Raw genomic sequence first — 22,009 nt, 5'->3', positions numbered from 1 at the left:
ACCCCGGGGAGACGACATTCGCGAATTCTGAAATGCTGAAGTGCCGAAATGCTGACATGTCGAGGACCTGAGATCTCGACATCCCGGCATTTTCGGCATTCCGGCATTGATGCGAGCCCTCCAGCGAAGCCGACGGCTCAGAGATACGCGGCGCCAACCATCACCTTTCGTACGCGCATCCATGGCGCGCCATGCGAGATGTGGTTGATCTGTACCGGCTGGCCCTTCGCATCACCCGTGGTGCCGTGCATCTCCCACGATCCCTTGTTCGAGATGGCGTCGAGATTGCCGTAGAAGTCGGTGGTGATGGCGTTGTAGGTCACGTCGGCCACCATCCGCACCTTCTTGCCGTTCTTGATCTCCCAGAAGACGTCGCCGCCGAACTGGCCGTTGTAGCGCTGCTGGTCGATCGAGTAGCTGCCGCGGCCTTCGATCAGAAGGCCATCCTTCGTGTCAGCAATGATCTCCTCGGCACTGGGCGCCTTGTCGTCGCCGGGCTCGACGTGGACGTTGGCCATGCGCAGGAACGGGTAGTTCCGCCATGACGTCGCAAACGTGCAGCCGCGGCTCTCCTTCTCGCCCATGAAGTGCGCGGTCTCGCGGTTGGTCTGCAGACCGACCAGCATCCCCTCCCGCACGATCGGCCACGACTGCGTCTTCACACCATCGTCGTCGTAACCGGCGGTGCAGAGGCCGCCCGGCATGGTGCGGTCGGCGGTGACGTTGAACAGCGGGCTGCCGTATTTCATCTTGCCCACGTCGGTCAGCTTGATGAAGCTCGTGCCGGCGTAGTTGGCCTCGTAGCCGAGGATCCGATCGAGCTCGGTCGGGTGTCCGATGATCTCGTGGATGGTCAGCATCGAGTGCGAGGGCGTCATCACGATGTCCTTCAGCCCCGGCGACACCGAGGGCGCCATCGCGTGCTCCACCGCTTCGGCGGCGATGCGGTCCGCGTTCTCCAGCATGGCGCCGCCGGTGACCACCTCGTATCCGCCGGTCCGCGCCTGCACGGTGTAGGTGCGCGATTTGACCTTGCCATTGGCACGCGCGATCGCGGTGAAGCTCGGCGCCATCCGCCAGGACTCCTGCTCGATGTACGAGCCGTCGCTCGAGGCGAAGTACTTCCACTCGTAGTCCTGGGCAATCGACGACTGCGTGCGGATGATGCCCTTGGTCTTCGTCAACTGCTCGTTGATCCCGAGCAGGAACGCGATCTTGTCGTCGAGCGAGACCGTGAACGGATCCACCTTGATCGGCGTTGACCAGTTGACCTGATATGCAGGTGTTGCCGTGAGCTTGACGTCGAACCGTTTGGCGACGGCGCTCGCACGCGCGACCTCCACGGCTTGCCGTGTGATGAGCCGCACCTGGTCTTCGGTCACGTTCGGACTGCTGGCAAAGCCCCACACGCCGCTGTGCAGGACGCGGACGCCAAAGCCAGCGCTCTCGTTGCGGCCGCCGCCACCGCCGAAGCCACCGCCGCCTCCCCCACCGCCACCGAAGCCGCCGCCGCCGACGATGCGGTCGCGCACCGTGAGGGAGTCACTGAGGTTGCGGGTGAACCGCACGTCGCAGTGGGTGGCCCCGAGGCGCTTCGCCTCCCCGAGTGCGACGTCCGAGAGGCCCTTGAACTTCGACTCGAGGACGCGCCCCTTCGGCGACTGGGCCACGAGCGACGCCACGAGGTCGCTGGACGCGAGCGCGACGCTGGTCGCGCCGATGGTCTTGATGAAGTCTCGACGATTCGTGCTCATGATGCGCCTCAGACCGCCGGGGACACGGAGGTCATGGTGAAGTCTTCGATGCGCATCGCCGGGATCATCGCGGTGCCCGGCTGGTCGTACGCCTCGCCGGTGTGCATCGGCTGGGGCGGCCCGAGCGCGCTGATGTTGTTGAGGCCGACTACCGGCGTCTCGTTCCACCGGAAGTTCTGGACCGGGGCGGTGATCTCGCCGTTCTCGATCAGGAACAGCCCGTCACGCGTCATCCCGGTGTAGAGGATCGACATCGCCTCGACCGGACGCATGTACCAGAAGAACGACACGAGCAGGCCGCGCTTGGTGGTCTTGATCATGTCTTCCACCGAGGTCGTGCCTCCGTCCATGACCATGCTCAGGCCCGGCGGCGTGCCCGTCGGGGCCTTGCCGGCCTTCTGCGCCCAGTACCGGCTGTAGTACAGGTTCTTGACGACACCCTTCTCGATCCAGGTCACGTCCTGCGCGGCCAAGCCGTCCTCGCCGATTGGCGACTGCCGCAGCACCGGGTGATTGATGACGCTCTTGATGGTGACGTTGTCGCCGAACAGCTTCTGCCCCACCTTGGTCTGGCCACGTTCCGCGCCGCTCATGAAGCTGCGGCCTTCCTCGGCCGACCGCGCGTCCATCGCCGTCATCAGCAGCGACAGAAAACGTGCGGCCGGACGCGGTTCGAGGATCACCGTGTAGTCGCCCGGTTCGATGGCGCGCGGTTTCTGCGACTTGAGCGCCTTGTTTGCGGCCGTCTCGGTGATCGATACCGGGTCGATCAGGTTCACGTCCTTGAGGCCGGTCTGCCCGGCCCAGCCGGAGCCGGTGCCGTCGGGCGTACGGCAAGTGAGGATGAAGCTGGCTTCGGCGTAGCGGAAGTACGAGAACAGTCCCTCGCTGTTGGCTCTGGCGGTGGTCCAGTGCAGCTTCGGGATGTAGCCGGCCCCGACTACGCCCTTCTTCTCGCAGATGTCGAGGCTCTTTTTCACCATCGCCGCACGTTCGGCAGGGCCGAAGTTGACCGTGCGGTCGATCACGGCGTCCACCGGGACGTAATTCTGCGGCGGCTTGACGAGCGGCATCGTCTCCGGGTTGTCCGGCTTCCGCTTCGCCAGGATCTGCGCTTCCTCGATCGCCGTCTTGAGCGAGGCGTCGTCGAACTGATGGGTCACCGTGCTGGCGCTCTTCTGCCCGTAGTACACGGTGATGCTGACCTGCTGGTCGTGTTCGATCAGGTTCGCCGTGATGCTGGAGTTGGCGTACCGCGTGGCCGAGCGCTCACCGCCCTGGAAGTCGACCTCGACCGCGTCGGCCTTGGCCATGTTCAGGATCTTGTCGGTGATCGCTTTCACTTCTTCGCGCGAATAACTCATTGAATCCTCATGCGTAGCCGTCGGACTGTGTCCGACGGTGACCTCGAATTCGAGACGACGGTAGGGCCGGTTCTCCGAACCCGGCCCTTGACGTGTGGGCCGCGCTCGGAGAGCGGGCCCTACCGTGAGTGCCTGCAGGCTACGAAAAAGCCGCCCCGACCATCACCTTGCGGATCAGGCATGGAGAAGAGCCGTGCGACGGATAGTTGGACTGGACGGGCTGCCCCTTGGCGTCGCCGTCCATGCCGTGGTGCTCCCAGCTCTCGGGTGGTCCGACGGCGTCGAGATTGGCCCAGAAGTCCGTCGTGATCGCGTTGTAGGTGAAGTCGGTCACCATCCGCGTGACCTTGCCGTTCTTGATCTCCCAGAAGGCGTTGCCGCCGAACTGGCCGTTGTAGCGCTGCTGGTCGATGCTGAAACTGCCCGACCCCTCGACGAGCACGCCGTCCTTCACGTCGCCGATCATCTGTTCGATGCTCGGGGACCCGGGCTTGCCCGGCTCCATCTGGATGTTGGGCATCCGCAGGAACGGGTAGTTGCGCCAGTGATTGGCGAAGGTGCAGCCGCGGCTCTCGGTCTCGCCCATGTAGTGCGCGGTCTCGCGGTTGGTCTGCAAACCGACGAGGCGCCCTTCCTGGATGATTGGCCAACGCTGCGACTTGACGCCATCGTCGTCGAAGCCCACCGTGCCGCAGCCGCCGACGTGGGTGCGGTCCGCATAAATGTTGAGGAGCGGGCTGCCGTACTTCAACTTCCCCAGGTCCGAGAGCTTCACGAAGCTCGTGCCCGCGTAGTTGGCTTCATAGCCGACGATGCGATCGAGTTCGGTGGGGTGCGCGATGATCTCGTGCATCGTCAGGGCGATATGCGACGGCTTGAGCACCAGGTCCTTCAACCCGGTCTGCACCGGCGCTGCGAGGCTGTGCTCGACCGCCTCGGCGGCGACGCGCTCGGCATTGCCCTTGAGGTCGGCCTTCACCAGGAACTCGTAACCGGCCGTCGACGCTCCAGGTGTGTAGATCCGGGTCTTCACCTGGCCCTTCGAGCGCGCCGTCGCGGAGGTGCCGCACGAGCAGTAGTAGAGACTCTGCTCGATGAAGGACCCTTCCGACGTCACGAGGAACTTCCAGTCCTGCGAGAAGCTCACCTGCGCGGTGGCAAACAGGATCTGTTTGTTCTTCTGGATGGCGTCGGTCGCGTCCGTGAGCACCGCAAGCTTCTCCTCGAGCGGTACCTCGAAGGGATCGCGTTCGTGCGGCGTTTCGTAGAACTCGTCGTACGCGGGCACTGGCGCGAGCTTGACGTCGAAGCGCTTGGCCATCGCGCTCGCCTTCGCGATGGCGGTGGCCTCCTGGACGATGCGGCCGATCTCGTCGGCCGAGACGATCGGACTGCTCGCGAAGCCCCACACGCCGGAGTGGACGACGCGCACGCCGAAGCCGAAGGTGTCCGAGATCCCGCCGCCGGGCACGGCACCGAAGCCCCCGAAGCTGAAACCGCCGGCGCTCGTCAGTTGGCCGTTCCGGACGTTCAAGGCTTGTGATCGCTTCCGGCCAAAGCGGATATCGGCGTATGTGCAGCCGAGGCCTCGGGCCTGCTTGAGCGCGTCGGTGCCCCACGTGCGCCACGGACCGGTGCGGCCCTTCGGCGATTGGGCGGAGACCGGTGCCAGCCATGCGTCCGACAGCGACCACGCCGCGCCGGCTGCGCCGGCTACCTTCAGGAACTCTCGTCGGTTCTGGGCCATCTCGTTTCGTTCTCGTCCTCACCGTGCCCCGGCGAGCCGCCGGAGAATCCATTCAGCTCCGAGCGCGCAGAGTGCGAGCCCGGCGAACCACCACGTTCGGGTCACGAACCATCGGTCCGCGTCCGACGGCCGCAGCGACTCCCGGAGGGGGCGCATGGCGGCAGACCGTGCCTCACGCCCGGCGGCCAGGCGCCCGTGCGCCTCCTGGTGACGCGCGACATCGTCCCACGAAGCCACGAGCGCGGATGGCGTCACGTCGACGGAGGCCTGCGCCTGCCGCACGACGGTGGTGCCGGCACGCGCCTGGACCACCAGGGGGCCGTTTTCAGCGGCCCCGACTCGAACCGCCCCGCGCCATCGCCCCGCCTCCACCTGGTGCATGAGCATCGCCTGCCTGGGTGAGCCGACGTCGGCCGTGACGCTGGGGTTGCCCGTCCGCAGCAGGTCAGGACGTGCCGCGACGTCGACTTGCAGGGTGCGTGCGCGACCCCGCCCGCTGACCCACGCGGTCGTGGCGACCTCCGGCGGCACATCGGCGCCGAGGCTCTGCACCAGGGCTCGCCATCCGGCGGCGAACGCCACGTCCGTATCGGCACGCCAGCGCCACGCGTCGAGGGCCGTCACCAGCACCACCCGACCGGCACCAACGGCCCGCCCGATCACGATGGGCGCGGCGCTCGACTCCAGAAACGCCAGCGGCGTGCCGCGCGTTGACAGGGGCACGTCCAGCCACTCGCGTACCTTCCATGCATGCCCGCCGACACGGCCAATGGCCGGTGTCGGGACGCTGTGGATCGAAGCGGAAAAGTCGGGCCACAAACGTCGCCAGGGCCCGGTGCCGGGAGCTTCGTCCATCAGGAGGACGAGCGCCTGTCCGCGCTCCCGGACACCCGCCTCGAGGCGCGTGACATCGCCCGAAGTGAGGGCGTCGACCCCGCCAACCAGGAGAACGTCAGCGTCGCGGTGCCTGGCGGTCGGCCCTGACTCCGGCGACGACGTGCGGGCGGCAATCCCGGGCGCGACACGGACTTCGGTCTGCAAGTCCACACCGGCGACCGCGCTCAGCGCGAGCCGTGCGAATCGCGCCGCCCACGTTGGCCTCGCCTCGAGCACGTCGACGCGGACCGTCGCCGGGCGTACATCCACGATGACGTCGCCGGGCGGCGACGGCCGTACCGAGTCGTTGCCAGGTGCCGAGGCCACGACACGCAGCCGCTGCTCACCGACGCGTGTCGCAAGCCACGGCACCACTACGCTGACGCCGACACGAGTGTCGCTGGCGGCGCGCGTCAGCTCGGCGTGTCCTTGCTCGCGCCCGGTCACGGCGTCGGTGACGACGACGCGCAGCACCCTCGTGGCAGCCGGCACGTCGCCGATGTTCACGCTCACGTCGGCACGAGTACCGCTCACGGCGCGGGCGGGAGCGTGCACCGATGTGAATGCCAGGGAAGGTGTGGTGGCCTGCCACGCGATCGCGGCGGAGCGCGCCTGGAGATCGGCCAGGACCGGCGCCGCGTCACCCACGACGACGCGAAGCGCCGTCGAGGGTGAGCCGTTCCCAACCGACGTCCGGCGAGCGTCCATCACCGTTGCCCACGGGACTTCAGCAGCGATCCGCGCGAGCTCCTGTGCGCGCACCTCGTCAGCGACGTCGCCCGCGAACGCGACGTCGAGCGTCGGGCGGCGTGCCTGCGCGCACCCGGGATCGAGCAGGGCACCGACGACCGCCAGCACACCGACGGCACGAAGCGATGCGGCGATCGCGGTCAACGCGGGGCCCTCGCTACCGGCGTCGTGACGGCCGCTTCCGCTGTCGTCCGTGCGAGCGGCATCGGCATCCACGCGGGACTGCCCGGCAGCAGCCGCGCCCGAAGCGCTCGGCCGACGCCCTTGGCGCCCTCGGTCGTGGCCGCTTCTTGGATGAGCGCGACCCAGGCCGGATTACCGCGGTCGAGCGCCACCAGTTCCGGAAGCAGCGCATCGATTGGCGCGCCAGCCGACTCCAGCCGGCCAAGCAACGCGAGCCCGGCGGTCCGCATGGCATCGGGCAGCGGCGTCACTCGCCATTGCGCCGACGCCGCGCGTGTGCGATCGCCCTGGAGACGCCGCGACGTGTCGATCTGAACGGCCGCTGGCAACGTCCGCATGAAGTAGCGTGCCTTGCCGAACGCCGCCTGCAACGCGGTCAGGGCCCGATACTCGTAAGGCAACGCCTCCCTGACATCGTGAGCCGTCAGCCGCGTCTCGGCCTGCGACATCTGACGCACGGCCTCGGTCAGGTCGCCCCTGCCCTGGTTGGCCTGACGCCCCTCCTCCACTTCGTGCGCCTGCGCCGCTTCTTCGAACTCGTCTTCCACCTCGCCGCCGAGCATGAACACGAACTCCGCTCGTACGCGCCGCTGCGCGATGGCAAGTGCCTGGGCTTGCTCGCCGAAGGCCTCGGCACTCATGCGCGGGCGCTTCTCCAGCAGGCGTTCGGTGAGCTGGATCACCATCCGCTGGCTGAGGGCGAACTTCTCTTCCTTCTCGGGCAAGCTGAAGTCTCCTGCCGCAAGCGCGCCGGGCCGCGTGATTTCGATCAGGAACCGTTCCGATTCGGCGGCGCCGTCGGCGCCAATTCGCGCGTCGTGTGCCACGGCGTGGTAGACGAGCGAATCGCCAGGGCCGAGGCCGAGGGCTGCGAGATCGATCTCATGCGAGCCTGTCCACTGTCGCTCGGAGGGACGGCGCACCTGGACTGGCCACTCGCCATCCTCGAACGTGAAACTCTCGCCGCTGCCCGACACCTTCGTGAAGCGGAGGCGCAGGTCCCGCAGTGCGAGGTCGTCCTGGGCGGAGATCCGTATCGGCACGATCCCCGTCGCCGCGTCCCTGCGCAAGTCGGAAGCGGGAGCGGTAATCCGCACCGTTGGCGCCGCGTCGGGAACGACCACGAGCGTGATGGAGGCCAGGACCTGCTGCTCCTGGCCGTACACCTGCAGCACGTCAGAAGCCGCGGGCATGACGTGGACAGACCGCAGCGTCCCGCCCATGGTTGTCGCGGCATCGATGTGGCCGAGGCGGGCGCGCGCCCCATCTGGCCAGTTGCGGAACTGGATCTCGACGCGCGTGCCGGCCAGCACGTCGAGACGCGAGGGTTGATGCACCCGTTCCATCGGCCTGTGGGCATAGGCCGGCGGCGTCGCGATCGCCGTCCATCCGAGCGCGAGTGGTGCGGCGGGCGTTCGGGCAATCAATCTCTCGCGATCCGCGTCCGCAAGTGTGGGCGATCGCGTCCCCACGATGTTGGCGAGGATGCCAGCGGCGATGAGTACCAGCGACACGCCCCATGGCGCCAGCGATCGCGGGCGTGGCCAGCCCGCCACCTCCAGCGATCGACGTGCCTGTGTCGCTAATCGCGCCGCAATGATCGGCGACACCTCGCCGCGCATCTCCTGCCACGCCACCAGTGCATTACGTGTCGCAGGCGCCGCAGCCTCCGCGGCGAGAACGACCGGGCGCCAGTCGCGCAGGCCACGTTCGGCGAATAGCAGGATTGTGAACGCCACGATCCCGATCACAGCTGCCAGGGCGAACGCCAGCGGCGTGCGGCCGGTCAGAGTTGCATATGTGAGCAAGCCCACGCCGAGTGCACCAGCGATGCTGCGTAGTCCGATCCACACACGCCAGCGTCGCCAGGCCGTGGTCAGCCAGGCCTCGAGCCAGTGCTCATCCGGTGTCGGGGTCGCGCCGTGGCTTCCCGAACCATCGCGAGGCAGGTCAGGCGGCATCGACGGGCTCTCGGGTGGCGGCGTGAGTGGGCACCGATCCGTCGCGCTTGCGGGCAGTGGCGCCACGACGGCGCCAAGTCTGCTCTACCAGCAGCAACGCGAGCGCGACGGCCCATGCGCTGCGCGTGTCGAGGCCACCAGGGAGCATGGAATCGGTCGGCGCGAGTCCGTCACGATTGGCCTTGACCACATCGGCCGCGGTCCAGTTCTCCGCTGGCTCGATGCGATCGACGCGCGCCAGTGCCTCGCGCGCGGACACGAGCGACCACCATGTCAGTGGCGATCGCGGCACCGAGTCCAGATCGAGGACCAGGCACCCACCCTCGGCCCACCCGCGCAGCAGTACCTCGCCGGCGGCCGATCGCGCCAACACCTTCGCGGTAGCACGTTCGGAGCCGCGGCCAACGAAGCTCTCGTCACGGAGTGATCGATCGGCGGCCTCTCGGAGGCGAACATCGACGGACATCTCGTCGAGTGCCCGCAGCACGCGCGCCTGCCCGCCGCGGCACTCGGCAGAAGAGCGCGTCCCGTCGACGGTACGGGCGTTACGGCCAGCAGCCGGATGCTCCCTCGGCGACTCCCGACTCCCGACTCCCGACTCCCGGTCCTGATCACCTTGCGGATCGCGTGCGGCCGACTCCCCTTCCCAGCGCAGCCGAATGGGCGCCGAGGACGGGGGCAGGCGAAGAGTACCCAGGTCCGCGTGAAGGGACTCTCGAAGCGCCGCGTCCGGTGTCTGTATGTCGATGTCGCCGGTCGGCGTGCTCGTGGCGGCGCTGGCGGGTGACGTGGTGCCTCCCTCGACGAGCACGAGTCGAACACCGACGCGGGCCGGAATGTCGGATACATCGACGTCCGCGAGGTTCGTACGTGACCCGCTCCAGACGACGACGAGTTCCGTGCGGCGATCGCCGGCGCTGCGATTGGCCTGCGCGATTGCCTCGTCGAAGACGTCGGCAATGTCCGCCGGACCGAGGACGGTCGACGACGCGGCGGTCTTCTCGAGGTCAGTCACCGCCTCCGATGCGGTCGTGCCCGCGACGTCCGCGCCGACAACGATCACGCGGTGCAGGCGCGTGCGCCAGGCGCGCTGACGCCAATGCGCCGCGAGTGTCGGCCCCGCCGCGGCGGCACAGATGACGACGACGATCGCCAGGCGCAGCAGTAACAGCGGCCACTCCTGCACCCGGCGCAGGCGTCTCGAGACCGGCGACGCCGCACGCAGGAACCGGAGCGTCGGGAAGGGCAGCGGCGCGGGCCGCCTGCGTGACCACAAGTGCGCGATCAGCGGCAGCGTGGCGAGCACCGCCAGCGCCCATGCCGCCGGAGCGGCCCAGATCACCTGCCGCCCCCCGCCTGTGGCGCGCGCTGCTGCGTGAACGCGCGCAGCACGAGGTCGATTGGACGATCGGTGCCGGCCTGGACGAACGTGATGCCCTCAGCCGTCGCGAACGCTCGCTGCTCCGCGATGAAAGCCGCGACGCGAGCCGCATACACATCACGAATCGTCGGCGCGTTTGCGATCAGGCGTTCATCGGTCTCGAGGTCGACGAACTCCACGTCGCCGGACGCCTCCAGGCGCCGCTCTTGCGGGCTGAGCACATGGAACACCACGACTTCGTGGCCCATGCGTCGCACCTCTCGCAAAGCGTGGTGCATGTCGTCGGCGCCGTACAGGTCCGAGATCAATGCGAGACAGCCACGGCGTCCGAGTCTCGCAGCCGCGCGCCGAATCGCGCCGGCGAGATCGGTGCCGCCACCGGCCCTGATCCGCGACAGCAGACCGAGCATGCGCACGAGATGCGGGCGGCCGGTCCGCGCGGGCAACGCGTCGCCAGTGTCGGCACCACCTTGGCGCGCCGAAGCCGCTGGCGGAGGCGGGTGCGTGACGAGCCCTACCGCCTCGCCCTGGTGCACGAGCAGGTAGGTCAAGGCTGCGGCCAACAAGGCGCCCATGCGCAGCTTGCTCATGCCCTGGTGATCGACAAATGCCATGGAGCGGCTCGTATCGATCGCGAGCATGACCGGCCATTCGGTGGTTTCACGGTACACGCGCGTGAACAGGCGATCGGTGCGTGCGTAGTGCTTCCAGTCCAGGTGCTTGAGGTCGTCGCCCGGCAGGTAGGGACGCATCTGCTGGAACTCGGCGCCGCTGCCCGTGAACGGGCTGCGATGCGAGCCCAGTCGCGCGCCTTCCACGATCAATCGAGCCGCGAGCTCGAGGTCGGCGATGCGGGCAAGCAGCGCCGGATCGAGCGAGAGGGGCGAGGTGGGGACGCTCACGCCCGGGACGGCACCTCGGTGAGCAGCCGCGCGACGATGGCGTCTGCGTCGAGGCCTTCCGCCTCTGCCTGGAAGTTCACCAGCACACGATGGCGCAGCACCGGCAGGGCGAGCGCCTGCACGTCCTCGAGCGCGACGGTGGCACGCCCCTCGAGCAGGGCCCGCGCCTTGCCGCACAGCAGCAGCGCCTGCCCGGCACGCGGGCCGGCGCCCCATCGCACATACTTCGACACCACCGTGGCGGCTTCGCCGCCGTCGGGCCGCGTTGCCCGGACCAGGCGGGTCGCGTAGTCGACGACATTGCTGGCGGCTGGTATCTCGCGGACGAGGCCGTGGACGGCAGCGATGTCCTCCCCTGTCGCGACCACCTGCGGCCGCCCGGTCGGTGCCACCGTGGTCTGTGCGAGCATCTGCCGCTCCTCGGCCGCGCTGGGGTATCCGATCACCACGTTGAGCAGGAACCGGTCCAGCTGCGCCTCGGGCAGGCTGTACGTCCCCTCCTGCTCGATCGGGTTCTGTGTCGCGAGCACGAACTGCGGCGAAGGCAGGTCATAGCGGACGCCACCGACGGTCACCTGCCGTTCCTGCATGGCCTCGAGCAGCGCCGCCTGGGTGCGCGGCGGGGTCCGGTTGATTTCGTCGGCAAGCAGGATGTGGGCAAACACCGGGCCCTGCATGAACCGCACTTCGCGCCGGCCCGTGGACCTGTCTTCCTCGATGACCTCGGCGCCGACAATGTCGGAGGGCATCAGGTCGGGCGTGAACTGGATGCGGTTGAACGACAGATCGACCGTGCGCGCCAGCGTCTTGATGATCAGCGTCTTGGCCAGTCCGGGCACGCCACGCAGCAGGCAGTGCCCGCCGGCGAAAAACGTCGTCAGGATCTCCCGCAGCACCGGCCGTTGGCCGACGATCGTCCGTCCGAGCTCCGCTTCCAGCCGTTGGCCGAGGAGGGCCGCGTCGTCGATCGAGGGTGCACGCAAGGGCATCTGGGCAGCGATTGTAGCAACCGGTCCGTGCCTCCTCCGACGACGGCGGCGGCCGGGACGTTTCGTTGACACGCCTCAACGGCCGCGCTACGCTTCAGCGGTTTTTCCGGCACCTGCGGGCGAGCACCTTCCTCATGCCAACCATGTCCAAGTGGGAATCCCTCCCCACCGAAGCGATCAATCCCAACAGCCTGGCGCTGGACACGGCCTCGATTGGCGACGTCATCGACTTGATGGTGAACGAGGACCGCAAGGTCGTCAGCGCCGTGCAGCGCGAGAAGGAGCGCATCACCGCGGGCGTCCAGATGATCACCGAGTCGTTCCGCAAGGGCGGGCGCGTGATCTTCGTTGGCGCCGGCACGAGCGGGCGCCTGGGCGTCGTCGAGGCGGCCGAGATGCCGCCGACGTTCGGCGTCTCGACGACACGCGTCCGCGCGATCATGGCCGGCGGCAAGGACGCCGTCTTCCTCCCCAAGGAAGGTGTCGAGGACGACTACGAGGAAGGGGCCCGGGCAATCGCGCGCCTGCGGCCGCAAAAACGTGACGTCGTCATCGGGATCTCGGCCAGTGGCGTGACCCAGTTCGTGCGCGGCGCGCTGACGCGCGCGCGCAAGGCGGGCCTGCGCATCATCTTCGTGACCTGCTGGCCGGGCAGCGAACTCCAGACCTTCGTCGACCTGATCATCGCGCCGGCGGTGGGCCCCGAGATCCTGACCGGATCGACACGCCTGAAGGCTGGCACCGCGACCAAGATGGTGCTCAACATGCTGACCACCATTGCCATGGTCCGCAGCGGCAAGACCTACGGCAACCTGATGGTCGACGTGCAGGCCACCAACGACAAGCTGAAGGATCGGGCGCGACGGATCATCACCACGGCGACCGGGGTCGATTACGAGACGGCCGGCAAGCTGCTCAAATCCGCGCGCAATGACGTCAAGGCGGCGATCGTGATGCAGCGGACAGGACTGTCGCTGTCGAAGGCGCTGGCGACGCTGCGCAAGTCGCACGACTCGGTTCGCGAGGCGGTCGGCGACGACGCCGAACCGCGCCTCCGCGCGTTGCTGGGACTCGAGAAGAAGTAGGTAGAGACCGCAAGAAGTAGGTAGAGACCGCAAGAAGTAGGTAGAGACCGCAAGAAGTAGGTAGGGACCGCTCTCCGAGCGGTCCAAATCACCTCGCTTCGCACATCAACGGCTATCGTTGCCGCACCGTCATCAACGGAGTTGGACGCCTCGGAGACATTGCGGAGTTGGAGTTGGACGCCTCGGAGACATTGCGGAGTTGGAGTTGGACGCCTCGGAGAGGCGTCCCTACCTGATCTGACTTGCGGCGTCGGCGTCGCAGATCACTTCCACCTCATCGTGCAACTGCAGGAACGACGCGGGCAGCTGCGTCGTCACCGCGCCACGAATCATCGCGGCGACCGTCGGCGCCTTCTCGGCGCCAGTCACCAGCAACAGGATGCGGCGCGCCTTGAGGATCGTCCCCATTCCCATGGTCATCGCCTCGGCCGGCACCTGCGCCGGGTCGCCACCGAAGAAGCCGGCGTTGGCCGCACGCGACGACTCGAGCAGCGTCACGCGATGCGTGCGCGCCTTGAGGCTGTCGGCCGGCTCGTTGAACCCGATGTGCCCGTTGGCGCCGAGGCCGAGGATCATCAGGTCGATGCCGCCCGCGGCGTCGATCAGTTGCTCGAACCGCGCGCACTCGGCGTCGGCATCAGGTGCGAGGCCGTCGAGGACATGGCCCTGCCCGTTGGTCAGGTTGACGCGATCGAAGAGGTATCGCTGCATGTACGAGCGATAGCTGCCGGGATGGTCCTGGCCGATTCCGACGAACTCGTCCAGGTTGAACGACTCGACCTGCGAGAAGTCGAGTTGGCCGGCCGCATGCTGTTGCGCCAGCAGGTCGTACAGCACGATGGGCGTGCGGCCGGTGGGCAGGCCGAGCACGGCGCGGGGAGAATCGTGCAGGAGGCCCGCCACGCGTTGGGCGGCGAGATCGGCAACATCCTGCGGGTCGTCACAGAGCGAGATGATCACGGGTCTTGTATGTCGGAATGGATGCGCCGCCCCGGGCTTCTGCCAGGGCGAGTCGCACGGCGCCGAGCGCCGGGTCGGTTGTGAGCAGGTGCACCTGCGCCGCGGGGGCGATCGAGGCCTCCGCGAGCCGCGCGCGCAGTGCATCCTGCAGCCAGGGCACGGCATGGAACGCGCCGCCGGCCATCACCACGGGGAAACCGCCGTCCAGCTCGAGCTGCCGGACCACGGAGCGGACGGCTGCCGACAATTCGTCAGCAGCCACTGACGCGATGTGGGCGGCGACGGCATCGCCGCCCTCGCGCGCCTGCTGTACCAGCCGGGCACATCGGGCGATGTCGCTCGGCTTGAGATAGGTGCGGTAGACCTCCCGCACGAGTTGCTCGGCGCGAGACACGCCGAAGAAATCGAGCACGAGCGGCGTCAGCGCCGTCGCCGGTCCGCGGCCGTCGGCGGCCCGAACCACCGCGCGCAGTGCCTGGCGGCCGATCCAGAAGCCGCTGCCTTCGTCGGCGAGGATATAGCCCCAACCACCCGCCCGCGCCGCTTCGTTGCGCGCGTTGCGCCCGTAGGCGATCGAACCGGTGCCGGCGATGACCACGACTCCGGGACCGACGCCGGCGCCAGCGACGAGCGCGATGAGTGCGTCGTTGGTCACCAGCAAGCGTGCCCGCGCGCCGATGCGCCGCATGATGCCGTGGATGATCGCGCTGTCGTCGGGCCGGTCGACGCCGGCGATGCCGAGGCAGATCACGTCGGGGCGCGCGGGGCCGTCGCCGAGGACTTCCTCGATCAGTTCGTGCAGCGTCTTCTCCACCTCGAGTTCGCCGTGGGCGGCGAGATTGGCGCCGCCGCGCCGGGCGCGCGCGATCACCTCGCCCTGGCCATCGGCGAGAACGGCCTCGGTCTTGGTGCCACCTGCGTCGATGCCGATGACGAGCGGTGGTGTATGAGGACCCTGCATCACGCGACCGGGAGTATATACTTCGAGCGCACGCGCCTTAGTTCGACCGCGTCTGATCGATGCCCGTTCCTTCGCGCCGCGACCTGCTGCGGCTCTCCCTCGCATCCGTGTTGATCTCGCTGGGTCGTCCCCGCGCCAGTGTCGCGCGTCCGGCCGCCAGCGCGGAGATGCGTGGGCTCTGGGTGACGCGCAGCTGGATGACCACCCCGGCGCAGGTGGCGCAGGTGGTCGATGATGCGCGCCGTCACGGGTTCACTGCGATCTTCGTACAGGTTCGTGGGCGCGGTGACGCGTTCTACCGGGGCGGGCCCGACCCGCGTGCCACCCTGCTTTCCCAGCAAGCGGCGACATTCGACCCGCTTGGCGACCTGGTCGGCCGCGCGCGCGCCGCAGGCGTCCAGGTCCACGCGTGGATGAACGTGAATCTCGTCGCGGGCGCCACGGCCATGCCCGTGGCGGCACAGCACGTCACCGTGCAGCACCCCGAGTGGGTCATGGTGCCGCGGCCGCTGGTGTCCACGGTCCTGCCCCTCTCGCCGCGTGATCCGCGCTACCTGTCGACGATCGCGAACTGGAGTGCTCGCCACACCACGACCATCGAGGGCGTGTTCAGCTCGCCGATCCCGGAAGGTGCGCAGGAACGGCTCGAAGCCACGATCGCCCACCTGACGTGGGCCTACGAACTCGACGGGCTCCACCTCGACTACATCCGGTATCCGTCCCCGGATTTCGACTGCAGCCGTGCCGCGCTCGACATGTTCCGCGAAGCGCTGGTGCCCGAACTCACCCCCCGCGAGTTGACCGCACTGGATGCCCGTGCGGCGTCGGCGCCGCTCGCGTTCGTCGAGGACTTCCCGGCGCGCTGGGTGTCATTCCGGCGCGACCGACTGACCCGCCTCGTCACCCGCCTCGGGACCACTGCACGCGCGAACCGCCCTGGCCTGAGGATGACCGCCGCCGTCTGGCCTGACGCCACTCATGCGCGCGACTACAAGCTGCAGGACTGGAGCGGATGGCTACGTGACGGTCTCATCGATGCGGCCTGTCCCATGATGTACATGTCGAGCGGCTCCAGCTTCGAACGCCAGTTGCAGGTACTGTCGTCGCAGGCATCTGGCGGCGTCTGGCCTGGCATCGGCGCCTTCAAGATCAGCGCCGACGAGGCGGCGCGGCGCGTCGAAACGACGCGCGCGATGGGCTTCAGCGGCGTGATGCTCTACTCCTACGACAGCATGACCGGTGGCCAGGGGCGCTCGTCGCCCTACCTCGCGACATTGCAGCGCCGCGCCTTCCGCGACCCGGCCCTCGGCCAAGCCGGTGCGTCCCGCTGATCCCGCGGAGGGTCCGCCCGGACTGGCCGCTGCCGGCGCGTACCTCGCCATGCGCGTCGCGGACGGCGTGTTGCCCTCGGCCGTGCTCGAAATCGGTGATGCGGGAGGCGTGCTCGGAGGGATCAACCTCGCGGTACCTGCCGATGCGATCTACGACCTGGCCTCGCTGACCAAGGTCCTCGCGACCGGGCTGGTTGCGATGGACCTGTTTGCGACGCGCCACCTGGATCTCGACCTGCCGGTGACCGAGGCGTTGCCCGAATGGCGGCGAACCGACGGCGCCGACATCCGGCTTCGCGACCTGTTGACGCATGCCAGCGGATTGCCCTCCCACCTGCCGCTCTACGAGCGATGCAGCGGGGCCGACGCATTGGTCGCCGCCATCGCTGCGGTTCCCCTCGTAGCGCCGCCGCAAACGACCGCCATCTACAGCGACCTCGGCTTCATCGTGCTCGGCCGAGCCCTCGAACGTGTGGCCGATCGTTCCCTGGATGCACAACTGGCGACGCTGCTGACCGGTGTGACCGCGGTGCCACCGTCGTTCGGTCCCGTGTCCGCCGGCCCCGTGGTGGGCACCGGACACAGTGCGTGGCGCGGCCGTTCGCTGGCAGGAGAGGTGCACGACGACAACGCCGCCGCGATGGGCGGAGTGGCCGGGCACGCCGGCCTGTTCGGGAGCGCCGCCGGTGTCGGGGACCTCGCGCGGCTCGCGTTGCGCGGCCTGCACGGCGACGAGACCGGTTTCGTACCTTCGTGGGCGATCAGGGCCTTCGCACGCCGCTCGCCGATCCCCGGCTCATCACGCGCGCTGGCCTGGGACACCGCACTGCCCACATCGTCGAGTGGACGCTTCCTTTCTCCGCGCGCCATCGGCCATACGGGGTTCACGGGCACGTCACTCTGGATCGATCCGCAGTGCGATCGGTACGTCGTGCTGCTCACCAACCGTGTCGCCGGACGCGCGACCGTTGCCGACATGGCGGTCATTCGCCGCGACGTGCACGACCTGCTCGGCGCCGCGTGGACCGGAGCGCGTCATGCGTGAGGCTGGCGCGGCGCGGCCCATCATCGCCTTCCTCTGTGCTGCGTTCGTGGCTGTCGGGCTGAGCATCGCCTCGCTCGGCCCGGCGCTCCCCGAGTTCGCGGCCGTTGCCGCGATTGACGTGTCCTCGATCGGCGTGCTCTACAGCGCGCTGTTTGCCGGCTTCCTGCTGTCTCAGATCACGTCCGCGCTGCTGCTGGAGCGCACCGGCACTCGCGTGGTCATCCTGTGGGCGCTCGCGGTTTTCGCGACAGGCAGCCTGGGCCTGGCGATGGCGGTCAACGTCGTCACGCTGCTCGCGGCGAGCGCCGTGTTCGGCATGGGCTACGGCTTCGGCACGATCGCGATCAACCTGGTCGCGTCACGCCTGCTCGTACACCGGCCTGGCCTCGTCGTGAACCTGATCAACGTGCTCTACGGGGTCGGCACCGTGATCGGTCCGCTCATCACGAGCTGGTTCCTGCGCGCGGGTGGACGGGCGCGCTGGGTGCCCGCGATCGGCGGACTCGCGGCAGTGATCCTGCTGCCGTGGGCCTTTCGTGTGCTCCCTCACGATGGGCGAAGACGAATGCCCGAAGCCATCCCGACTCCGCGCCCTACGGCGGTGCCGGCCGCCGTGCTGTTGATTGGGGCGCTCGTGTTCATGTACGGCGGCGTCGAATCGGGCTTCAGCGGTTGGGCACCCACGTATCTCGAGCGCACGCTGGGCGTCACGCCGGCAGACGCGGCACTCGCAACGTCGATCTACTGGCTCTCGTACGTGACCGGCCGCGTTGTGTCGACGGCCCTGGCGCTCCGCATCGGCCCAGCGGCGGTGTTGCAAGGTGCCCTGGGCGCGCTCACCGTGGGCGGGGTCGTGCTGGCGCTCGGCGTCGGCCATGCCGGCTTGACGATGCTGGCGCTGGTGTTGCTCGGCGTCGCGACCGGCCCGATCTATCCGTCGATGTTCGGCGTGGTGACGCAGCGGTTTGCCGACCGGGCGGCATTTGCGGTCTCGGCTGTGTCGACGATCGGCTGCGGTGGCGCAATGCTGCTGCCCTGGGTCATGGGGCTGACGCTACCAATCGCGGGAGGCCGGGTGCTCGCCGCGATACCGTTGGCGCTCGCCCTGGGGATGTGGGCGGCCTACCGCCTCAGCCTGCCGCGCGCCGCGACACCGTCCTAGCGCTTGATCGTGCCGCCGTACGGGTTGCCAGGGAGTTGCGATGGCGACTGTCCGGGCCCCATCTGGCCTGGACGCGACTGTCCGGGACCGTTGGGCCGATTGCTCTGCCCCGGTTTCGGCGTCTGGGCGCCAAACCCTCGCGGCGTCAGGTCCTCGATCGAGACTTCCCACTGGTCGTACCGTGTGCGGCCCTTCCACACCCGCAAGGAGCTGTCCGTGCTGGTGCTCATCACGCCGCGGATGGCGCCCACCTGGGTCCCGGCGCCGCCGATGCCGCCCGGCCGCGCATTCGTGTTCATGCCGGACCCCGGCCCGCTCCCCATCTGCGGCCCCGTGCTACCGCCCGCCGGTTGCCCCGAGATCTGTCCCGGGCGCGTCGACGTCCCCGGGCCGGGCGCATTGAGGCCGGGTAAGGGCGAGGTCATCCCCGGCGACACCTGGCCGACGCGCAGGATGGCGAAGTCCTTGCCGGTCACGGGGTCCGTGTACTTCTTGCGGAGAAAGCGTTCCTTGACGAGGTCGTCGAGGTTGGCCGGCGCGGCGCCAGGGAGGCGGCGCTGATAGAGCACCAGCGCATGCGCGTACTGCTTCAAGCGAAACAGCAGTTCCTCTTCCCGCTCGCGCTTTTGCTGCTGACGCCACACCGGCATCGCCACCATCATGAGCGTGAGCATGACCGCCATCGCGACCAGCAGCACGGCCATCGCGTAGCCTCGCGCGTCGGACTCCGTCGGAATGGATGCAGCGTGCCTCATGCCTTTGCTATTCTTGGCTGCCATGCTAGCACCGCAACGTCGCGTGTCGTCGTTCGTCCGGGCTCTCGCCCTCAGGGCGGCCCTGGGCACGACCACGATGGCGCTGGGTGCCGTGCTCGTCGGGTGCGACAAGGCGCCACTGACGGCGCCCACCGATTCGGCCGTGACGCTCTTTGCAAATCAGACCGTCGTGGCGCTGAATGGCTCGGTCGAGATCACCGCCAACGTCACCGAACCGGGCGGCGTTCCGGTGCAGAACGGCACGCAGGTCAACTTTACGACGACGCTCGGCAACATCGAGCCGGCGGAGGCCCGCACCAGCGGCGGCCGGGCGAGCGCGCGGCTGAATGCGGGGACGGCGTCGGGCGTGGCGCAGATCCGCGCCTTTTCCGGAGGCGCCCAGGCCGAGGCGCTCGAGGTGCGGGTCGGCGCCGCGGCGGCGTCGCAGTTGACGGTCACCGCCACGCCGAGCGCGGTCGGGCCCAACGGCGGCACCGTGGAGATCCTGGCCGTCGCCACGGGCGAGAACAACCAGCGGCTGCCCGGCGTGCCGGTTACCTTCGGCACCAGTGCCGGCACCCTGCGCGATTCCAACGTCATCACCGACGGCAACGGCGAGGCGCGCACGGTGTTGACGACCACGCGGGAAGCCACCGTCACCGCCACGGTCGGCACGGTCTCGGCCACGACCACCGTCCGCGTCACGACCCGGCCGGTGATTACCCTGACCGGGCCAACCGCGGCCATCGGTGAGGGCGAGACCACGACCTTCACGGTGAACGTCCAGGCCCAGGCCAACGGCGACGCGGTGCGGGACGCCGTGATCGACTTCGGCGACGGTGAACGTCGCTCCCTCGGCGCCCTGACCGGATCGCGCACGATTCAGAAGGCGTATGCCCGAAAGGGCACGTACGCGGTCACGGTGACCGTCACCGACACCGGCGGCGAGATCACGACGGCCGCGACCACCGTGACGGTCGAGGAACGGGTCATCAACGTGACGCTGACCGCCTCGCCGTCCAACCCGGCGGTGAACACGGTCGTCCAGTTCACCGCGACGGCGTCAGGTACCAACATCGTGAGCTACAACTGGAACCTGGGCGACGGCGACACTCGCGTCACCACCGGGCCCAGCACCAGCAAGGTCTACGGATCCTCCGGCCGACGGCGCGTCACCCTGGAAGTGGTAAATGCGGCCGGCCAGCGCGGCGAAGCGTTCATCGAAATCCTCGTGCAGTAGAGGCCAGGCAGGTGAAAGGCGCGCCCCGAACCGGGGGCGCTGCTCAGGCCGCGAAGTCGCAGACAACTACTTCAAACAAAGTGCTTTTCTGCCTTCCGTGAGATCGCGCACAGGCGAGCCGCGCAACACGAATGTCGCTTTGTCTGAGTTGTCCGACACAATTGTCGGATTGCAGGTTTTGCAACATCTCTGCAAACTTTTCTGTAAACCGTTGCCCCTCAACCGATTGGCCTGATTATCCCGGAGTGGTTCAAAAGCGCTGGCACGGCCCTTGGTAGTAGAAGGCGTGCATGACACGAGCAGCGCGCTTTGCACTTTGTTGGACTCCACCCGCGGCCCTCCCCATCGCCTTGGCAGCGGCTCTTGCCTGCCCAGTGCTGGGGATGGCGCAGACGCCCGCCGCGCCCGAGCCTACCAGCGCGCCAGTGACGACGACGGCGACCTCTGCCGGGGCACCGACTGGAGCGAGTCCCGAGGCTGCGACGCCCGCAGCTACCCAGCCGGGTGACGTCCCCGCCGCGCCGGCACCAACGCCGTGGAAGTTCCTGGGCCCGGTGAAGTTCACCACGACTCTCGATACCTACTACGCCTACAACGGCAACCAGCCGGCATCCGGGAAGAACGTCCTTCGCAACTTCGACGAGAACGACAACGAGTTCTCGTTCAGCTACTTCGAGACCACGTTCGAACTCCTGCCCACCGAGAAACGCTGGGTCGGCTTCCGCGCCGATATCGGATTCGGCCCGACGGCGACGTGGGTCAACTCCTTCGATCCCAATGACGGCGCGCTCGAGTACGTGCAGCAGGCCTACGCCAGCGTGCTCGCGCCAGTCGGGCGTGGCATGCAGATCGACGTCGGCAAGTTCAACACCCCGATCGGCGCCGAACCCACCGAAACCGCGTACAACTGGAACTACTCGCGATCGCTGCTGTTTGCTTGGGCGGCGCCGTATTACCACATGGGCGTGCGCGCCGCCCTGCCCGTATCCGACACCGTCACCGCCACCGCGTTTCTCGTGAACGGCTGGAACAACGCCAAGGACAACAACGACGCGAAGACGGGAGCGGCTCAGGTCGCATGGAAGGTCACCCCGTCGCTCACGCTGACGCAGGCGTGGATGGGCGGGCCCGAGGGGCCTGACGGGGCCGTCGGGTGGCGCAACCTGTACGACACCATCGCCACGTGGACTATCTCGCCGCGGGTGTCCCTGATGGGCAACGTCGACATCGGCAGGGACACCTACGAGGGGCAGACGGCCGCCTGGCATGGCGTCGCCGCGTACGCGCGATTCGGGGTGCTGGATTCGTGGTGGATCACGCCCCGCTACGAGATCTTCGAAGATCGCGACGGTTTCGCCACCGGCACCGCCCAGACCATCCGCGAACTCACCTTGACCAGCGAGCACACATTGCTGAAGGGGTTGTCTCTCCGCGTGGAGTACCGGAGGGACTGGTCCACGGAGGACTTCTTCGAATACAAGACCGACGAGTTCCGCTCGAACCAGAACACGATCCTGTTCGGCTTCGTGTACGCCCTGGCTTCGCCGTAGGAGGCGTGCCCGC

At 68.2% G+C, this 22,009-nt stretch carries 17 protein-coding genes; 6 read left to right on the top strand and 11 right to left on the bottom strand.

The genetic code is table 11. The features are described from left to right. Positions 1-137: 137 nt before the first annotated feature. From LuPra_RS17440 to LuPra_RS17405, 8 genes are all read right to left on the bottom strand, one after another. Complete coding sequence (locus tag LuPra_RS17440) at positions 138-1,754, bottom strand: TldD/PmbA family protein (RefSeq protein ID WP_110171922.1); 1,617 nt, start codon at positions 1,752-1,754, stop codon at positions 138-140. 8 nt (positions 1,755-1,762) lie between these two features. Then, positions 1,763-3,118 carry a TldD/PmbA family protein gene (locus LuPra_RS17435; protein WP_110171921.1) on the bottom strand — a complete coding sequence of 452 codons (1,356 nt, stop codon included), beginning with the start codon at positions 3,116-3,118 and terminating at the stop codon, positions 1,763-1,765. A gap of 139 nt (positions 3,119-3,257) precedes the next feature. Continuing rightward, the gene (locus LuPra_RS17430) at positions 3,258-4,865 is read right to left on the bottom strand and encodes a TldD/PmbA family protein (RefSeq protein WP_110171920.1); all 1,608 of its coding nucleotides are present in this window, start codon (positions 4,863-4,865) and stop codon (positions 3,258-3,260) included. A gap of 18 nt (positions 4,866-4,883) precedes the next feature. Further along, entirely contained in the window at positions 4,884-6,635 is a 1,752-nt protein-coding gene (locus tag LuPra_RS17425) for a hypothetical protein (RefSeq protein ID WP_110171919.1), read from the bottom strand. Next, positions 6,632-8,635, bottom strand: a complete 2,004-nt coding sequence (locus tag LuPra_RS17420; RefSeq protein ID WP_110171918.1) for a DUF4175 family protein — start codon at positions 8,633-8,635, stop codon at positions 6,632-6,634. The genes LuPra_RS17425 and LuPra_RS17420 overlap by 4 nt, the downstream gene beginning before the upstream one ends. After that, positions 8,625-9,977, bottom strand: coding sequence for a BatA domain-containing protein (locus LuPra_RS17415; protein ID WP_110171917.1), 1,353 nt, complete (start codon positions 9,975-9,977; stop codon positions 8,625-8,627). The genes LuPra_RS17420 and LuPra_RS17415 overlap by 11 nt, the downstream gene beginning before the upstream one ends. After that, on the bottom strand, positions 9,974-10,918 hold the full coding sequence (locus LuPra_RS17410; protein WP_110171916.1) for a DUF58 domain-containing protein: 945 nt from the start codon (positions 10,916-10,918) through the stop codon (positions 9,974-9,976). Before LuPra_RS17410 ends, LuPra_RS17415 begins: the two co-directional genes overlap by 4 nt. Then, positions 10,915-11,907: an AAA family ATPase gene (locus LuPra_RS17405; RefSeq protein ID WP_110171915.1), complete on the bottom strand. Its 993-nt coding sequence runs from the start codon at positions 11,905-11,907 to the stop codon at positions 10,915-10,917. The genes LuPra_RS17410 and LuPra_RS17405 overlap by 4 nt, the downstream gene beginning before the upstream one ends. A gap of 143 nt (positions 11,908-12,050) precedes the next feature. Between LuPra_RS17405 and murQ the strand changes: the two genes are divergently transcribed. Then, complete coding sequence (murQ, locus tag LuPra_RS17400) at positions 12,051-12,992, top strand: N-acetylmuramic acid 6-phosphate etherase (protein WP_234800441.1); 942 nt, start codon at positions 12,051-12,053, stop codon at positions 12,990-12,992. Between the two features lie 228 nt (positions 12,993-13,220). Here the strand turns inward: murQ and nagB are convergent, their stop codons facing one another. Together nagB and LuPra_RS33320 are read right to left on the bottom strand one after the other, a co-directional pair. Beyond that, positions 13,221-13,952: a glucosamine-6-phosphate deaminase gene (gene nagB, locus LuPra_RS17395; protein WP_234800440.1), complete on the bottom strand. Its 732-nt coding sequence runs from the start codon at positions 13,950-13,952 to the stop codon at positions 13,221-13,223. Then, the gene (locus LuPra_RS33320) at positions 13,933-14,913 is read right to left on the bottom strand and encodes an N-acetylglucosamine kinase (RefSeq protein ID WP_157899329.1); all 981 of its coding nucleotides are present in this window, start codon (positions 14,911-14,913) and stop codon (positions 13,933-13,935) included. The genes nagB and LuPra_RS33320 overlap by 20 nt, the downstream gene beginning before the upstream one ends. Positions 14,914-14,972: 59 nt before the next feature. Between LuPra_RS33320 and LuPra_RS17385 the strand changes: the two genes are divergently transcribed. From LuPra_RS17385 to LuPra_RS17375, 3 genes are read left to right on the top strand one after another with little or no spacing between them, the layout of a single operon-like run. Continuing rightward, positions 14,973-16,244: a glycoside hydrolase family 10-like protein gene (locus LuPra_RS17385; RefSeq protein WP_110171912.1), complete on the top strand. Its 1,272-nt coding sequence runs from the start codon at positions 14,973-14,975 to the stop codon at positions 16,242-16,244. A 49-nt stretch (positions 16,245-16,293) separates the two neighbouring features. Beyond that, positions 16,294-17,289 carry a serine hydrolase domain-containing protein gene (locus LuPra_RS17380; RefSeq protein ID WP_157899328.1) on the top strand — a complete coding sequence of 332 codons (996 nt, stop codon included), beginning with the start codon at positions 16,294-16,296 and terminating at the stop codon, positions 17,287-17,289. After that, positions 17,282-18,451: an MFS transporter gene (locus tag LuPra_RS17375; RefSeq protein WP_110171910.1), complete on the top strand. Its 1,170-nt coding sequence runs from the start codon at positions 17,282-17,284 to the stop codon at positions 18,449-18,451. Before LuPra_RS17380 ends, LuPra_RS17375 begins: the two co-directional genes overlap by 8 nt. Here the strand turns inward: LuPra_RS17375 and LuPra_RS17370 are convergent. Next, positions 18,448-19,206 carry a type II secretion system protein gene (locus LuPra_RS17370; protein ID WP_157899327.1) on the bottom strand — a complete coding sequence of 253 codons (759 nt, stop codon included), beginning with the start codon at positions 19,204-19,206 and terminating at the stop codon, positions 18,448-18,450. The two genes, LuPra_RS17375 and LuPra_RS17370, sit on opposite strands and share 4 nt — an antisense overlap. Before the next feature lie 22 nt (positions 19,207-19,228). On the opposite strand from LuPra_RS17370, the gene LuPra_RS17365 reads away from it, so the two are divergent. Both LuPra_RS17365 and LuPra_RS17360 read left to right on the top strand, forming a co-directional pair. Further along, positions 19,229-20,446: a PKD domain-containing protein gene (locus LuPra_RS17365; RefSeq protein WP_162271431.1), complete on the top strand. Its 1,218-nt coding sequence runs from the start codon at positions 19,229-19,231 to the stop codon at positions 20,444-20,446. A 425-nt stretch (positions 20,447-20,871) separates the two neighbouring features. Then, a complete protein-coding gene (locus tag LuPra_RS17360; RefSeq protein WP_157899326.1) occupies positions 20,872-21,996 on the top strand; it encodes an outer membrane beta-barrel protein in 1,125 nt (374 codons plus the stop codon). Positions 21,997-22,009 lie beyond the last annotated feature (13 nt).

Origin of the sequence: Luteitalea pratensis, from assembly GCF_001618865.1 — a bacterium.
GTDB classification, from domain to species: Bacteria; Acidobacteriota; Vicinamibacteria; order Vicinamibacterales; family Vicinamibacteraceae; genus Luteitalea; species Luteitalea pratensis.
This window is presented reverse-complemented; position numbering and strand designations above follow the sequence as displayed.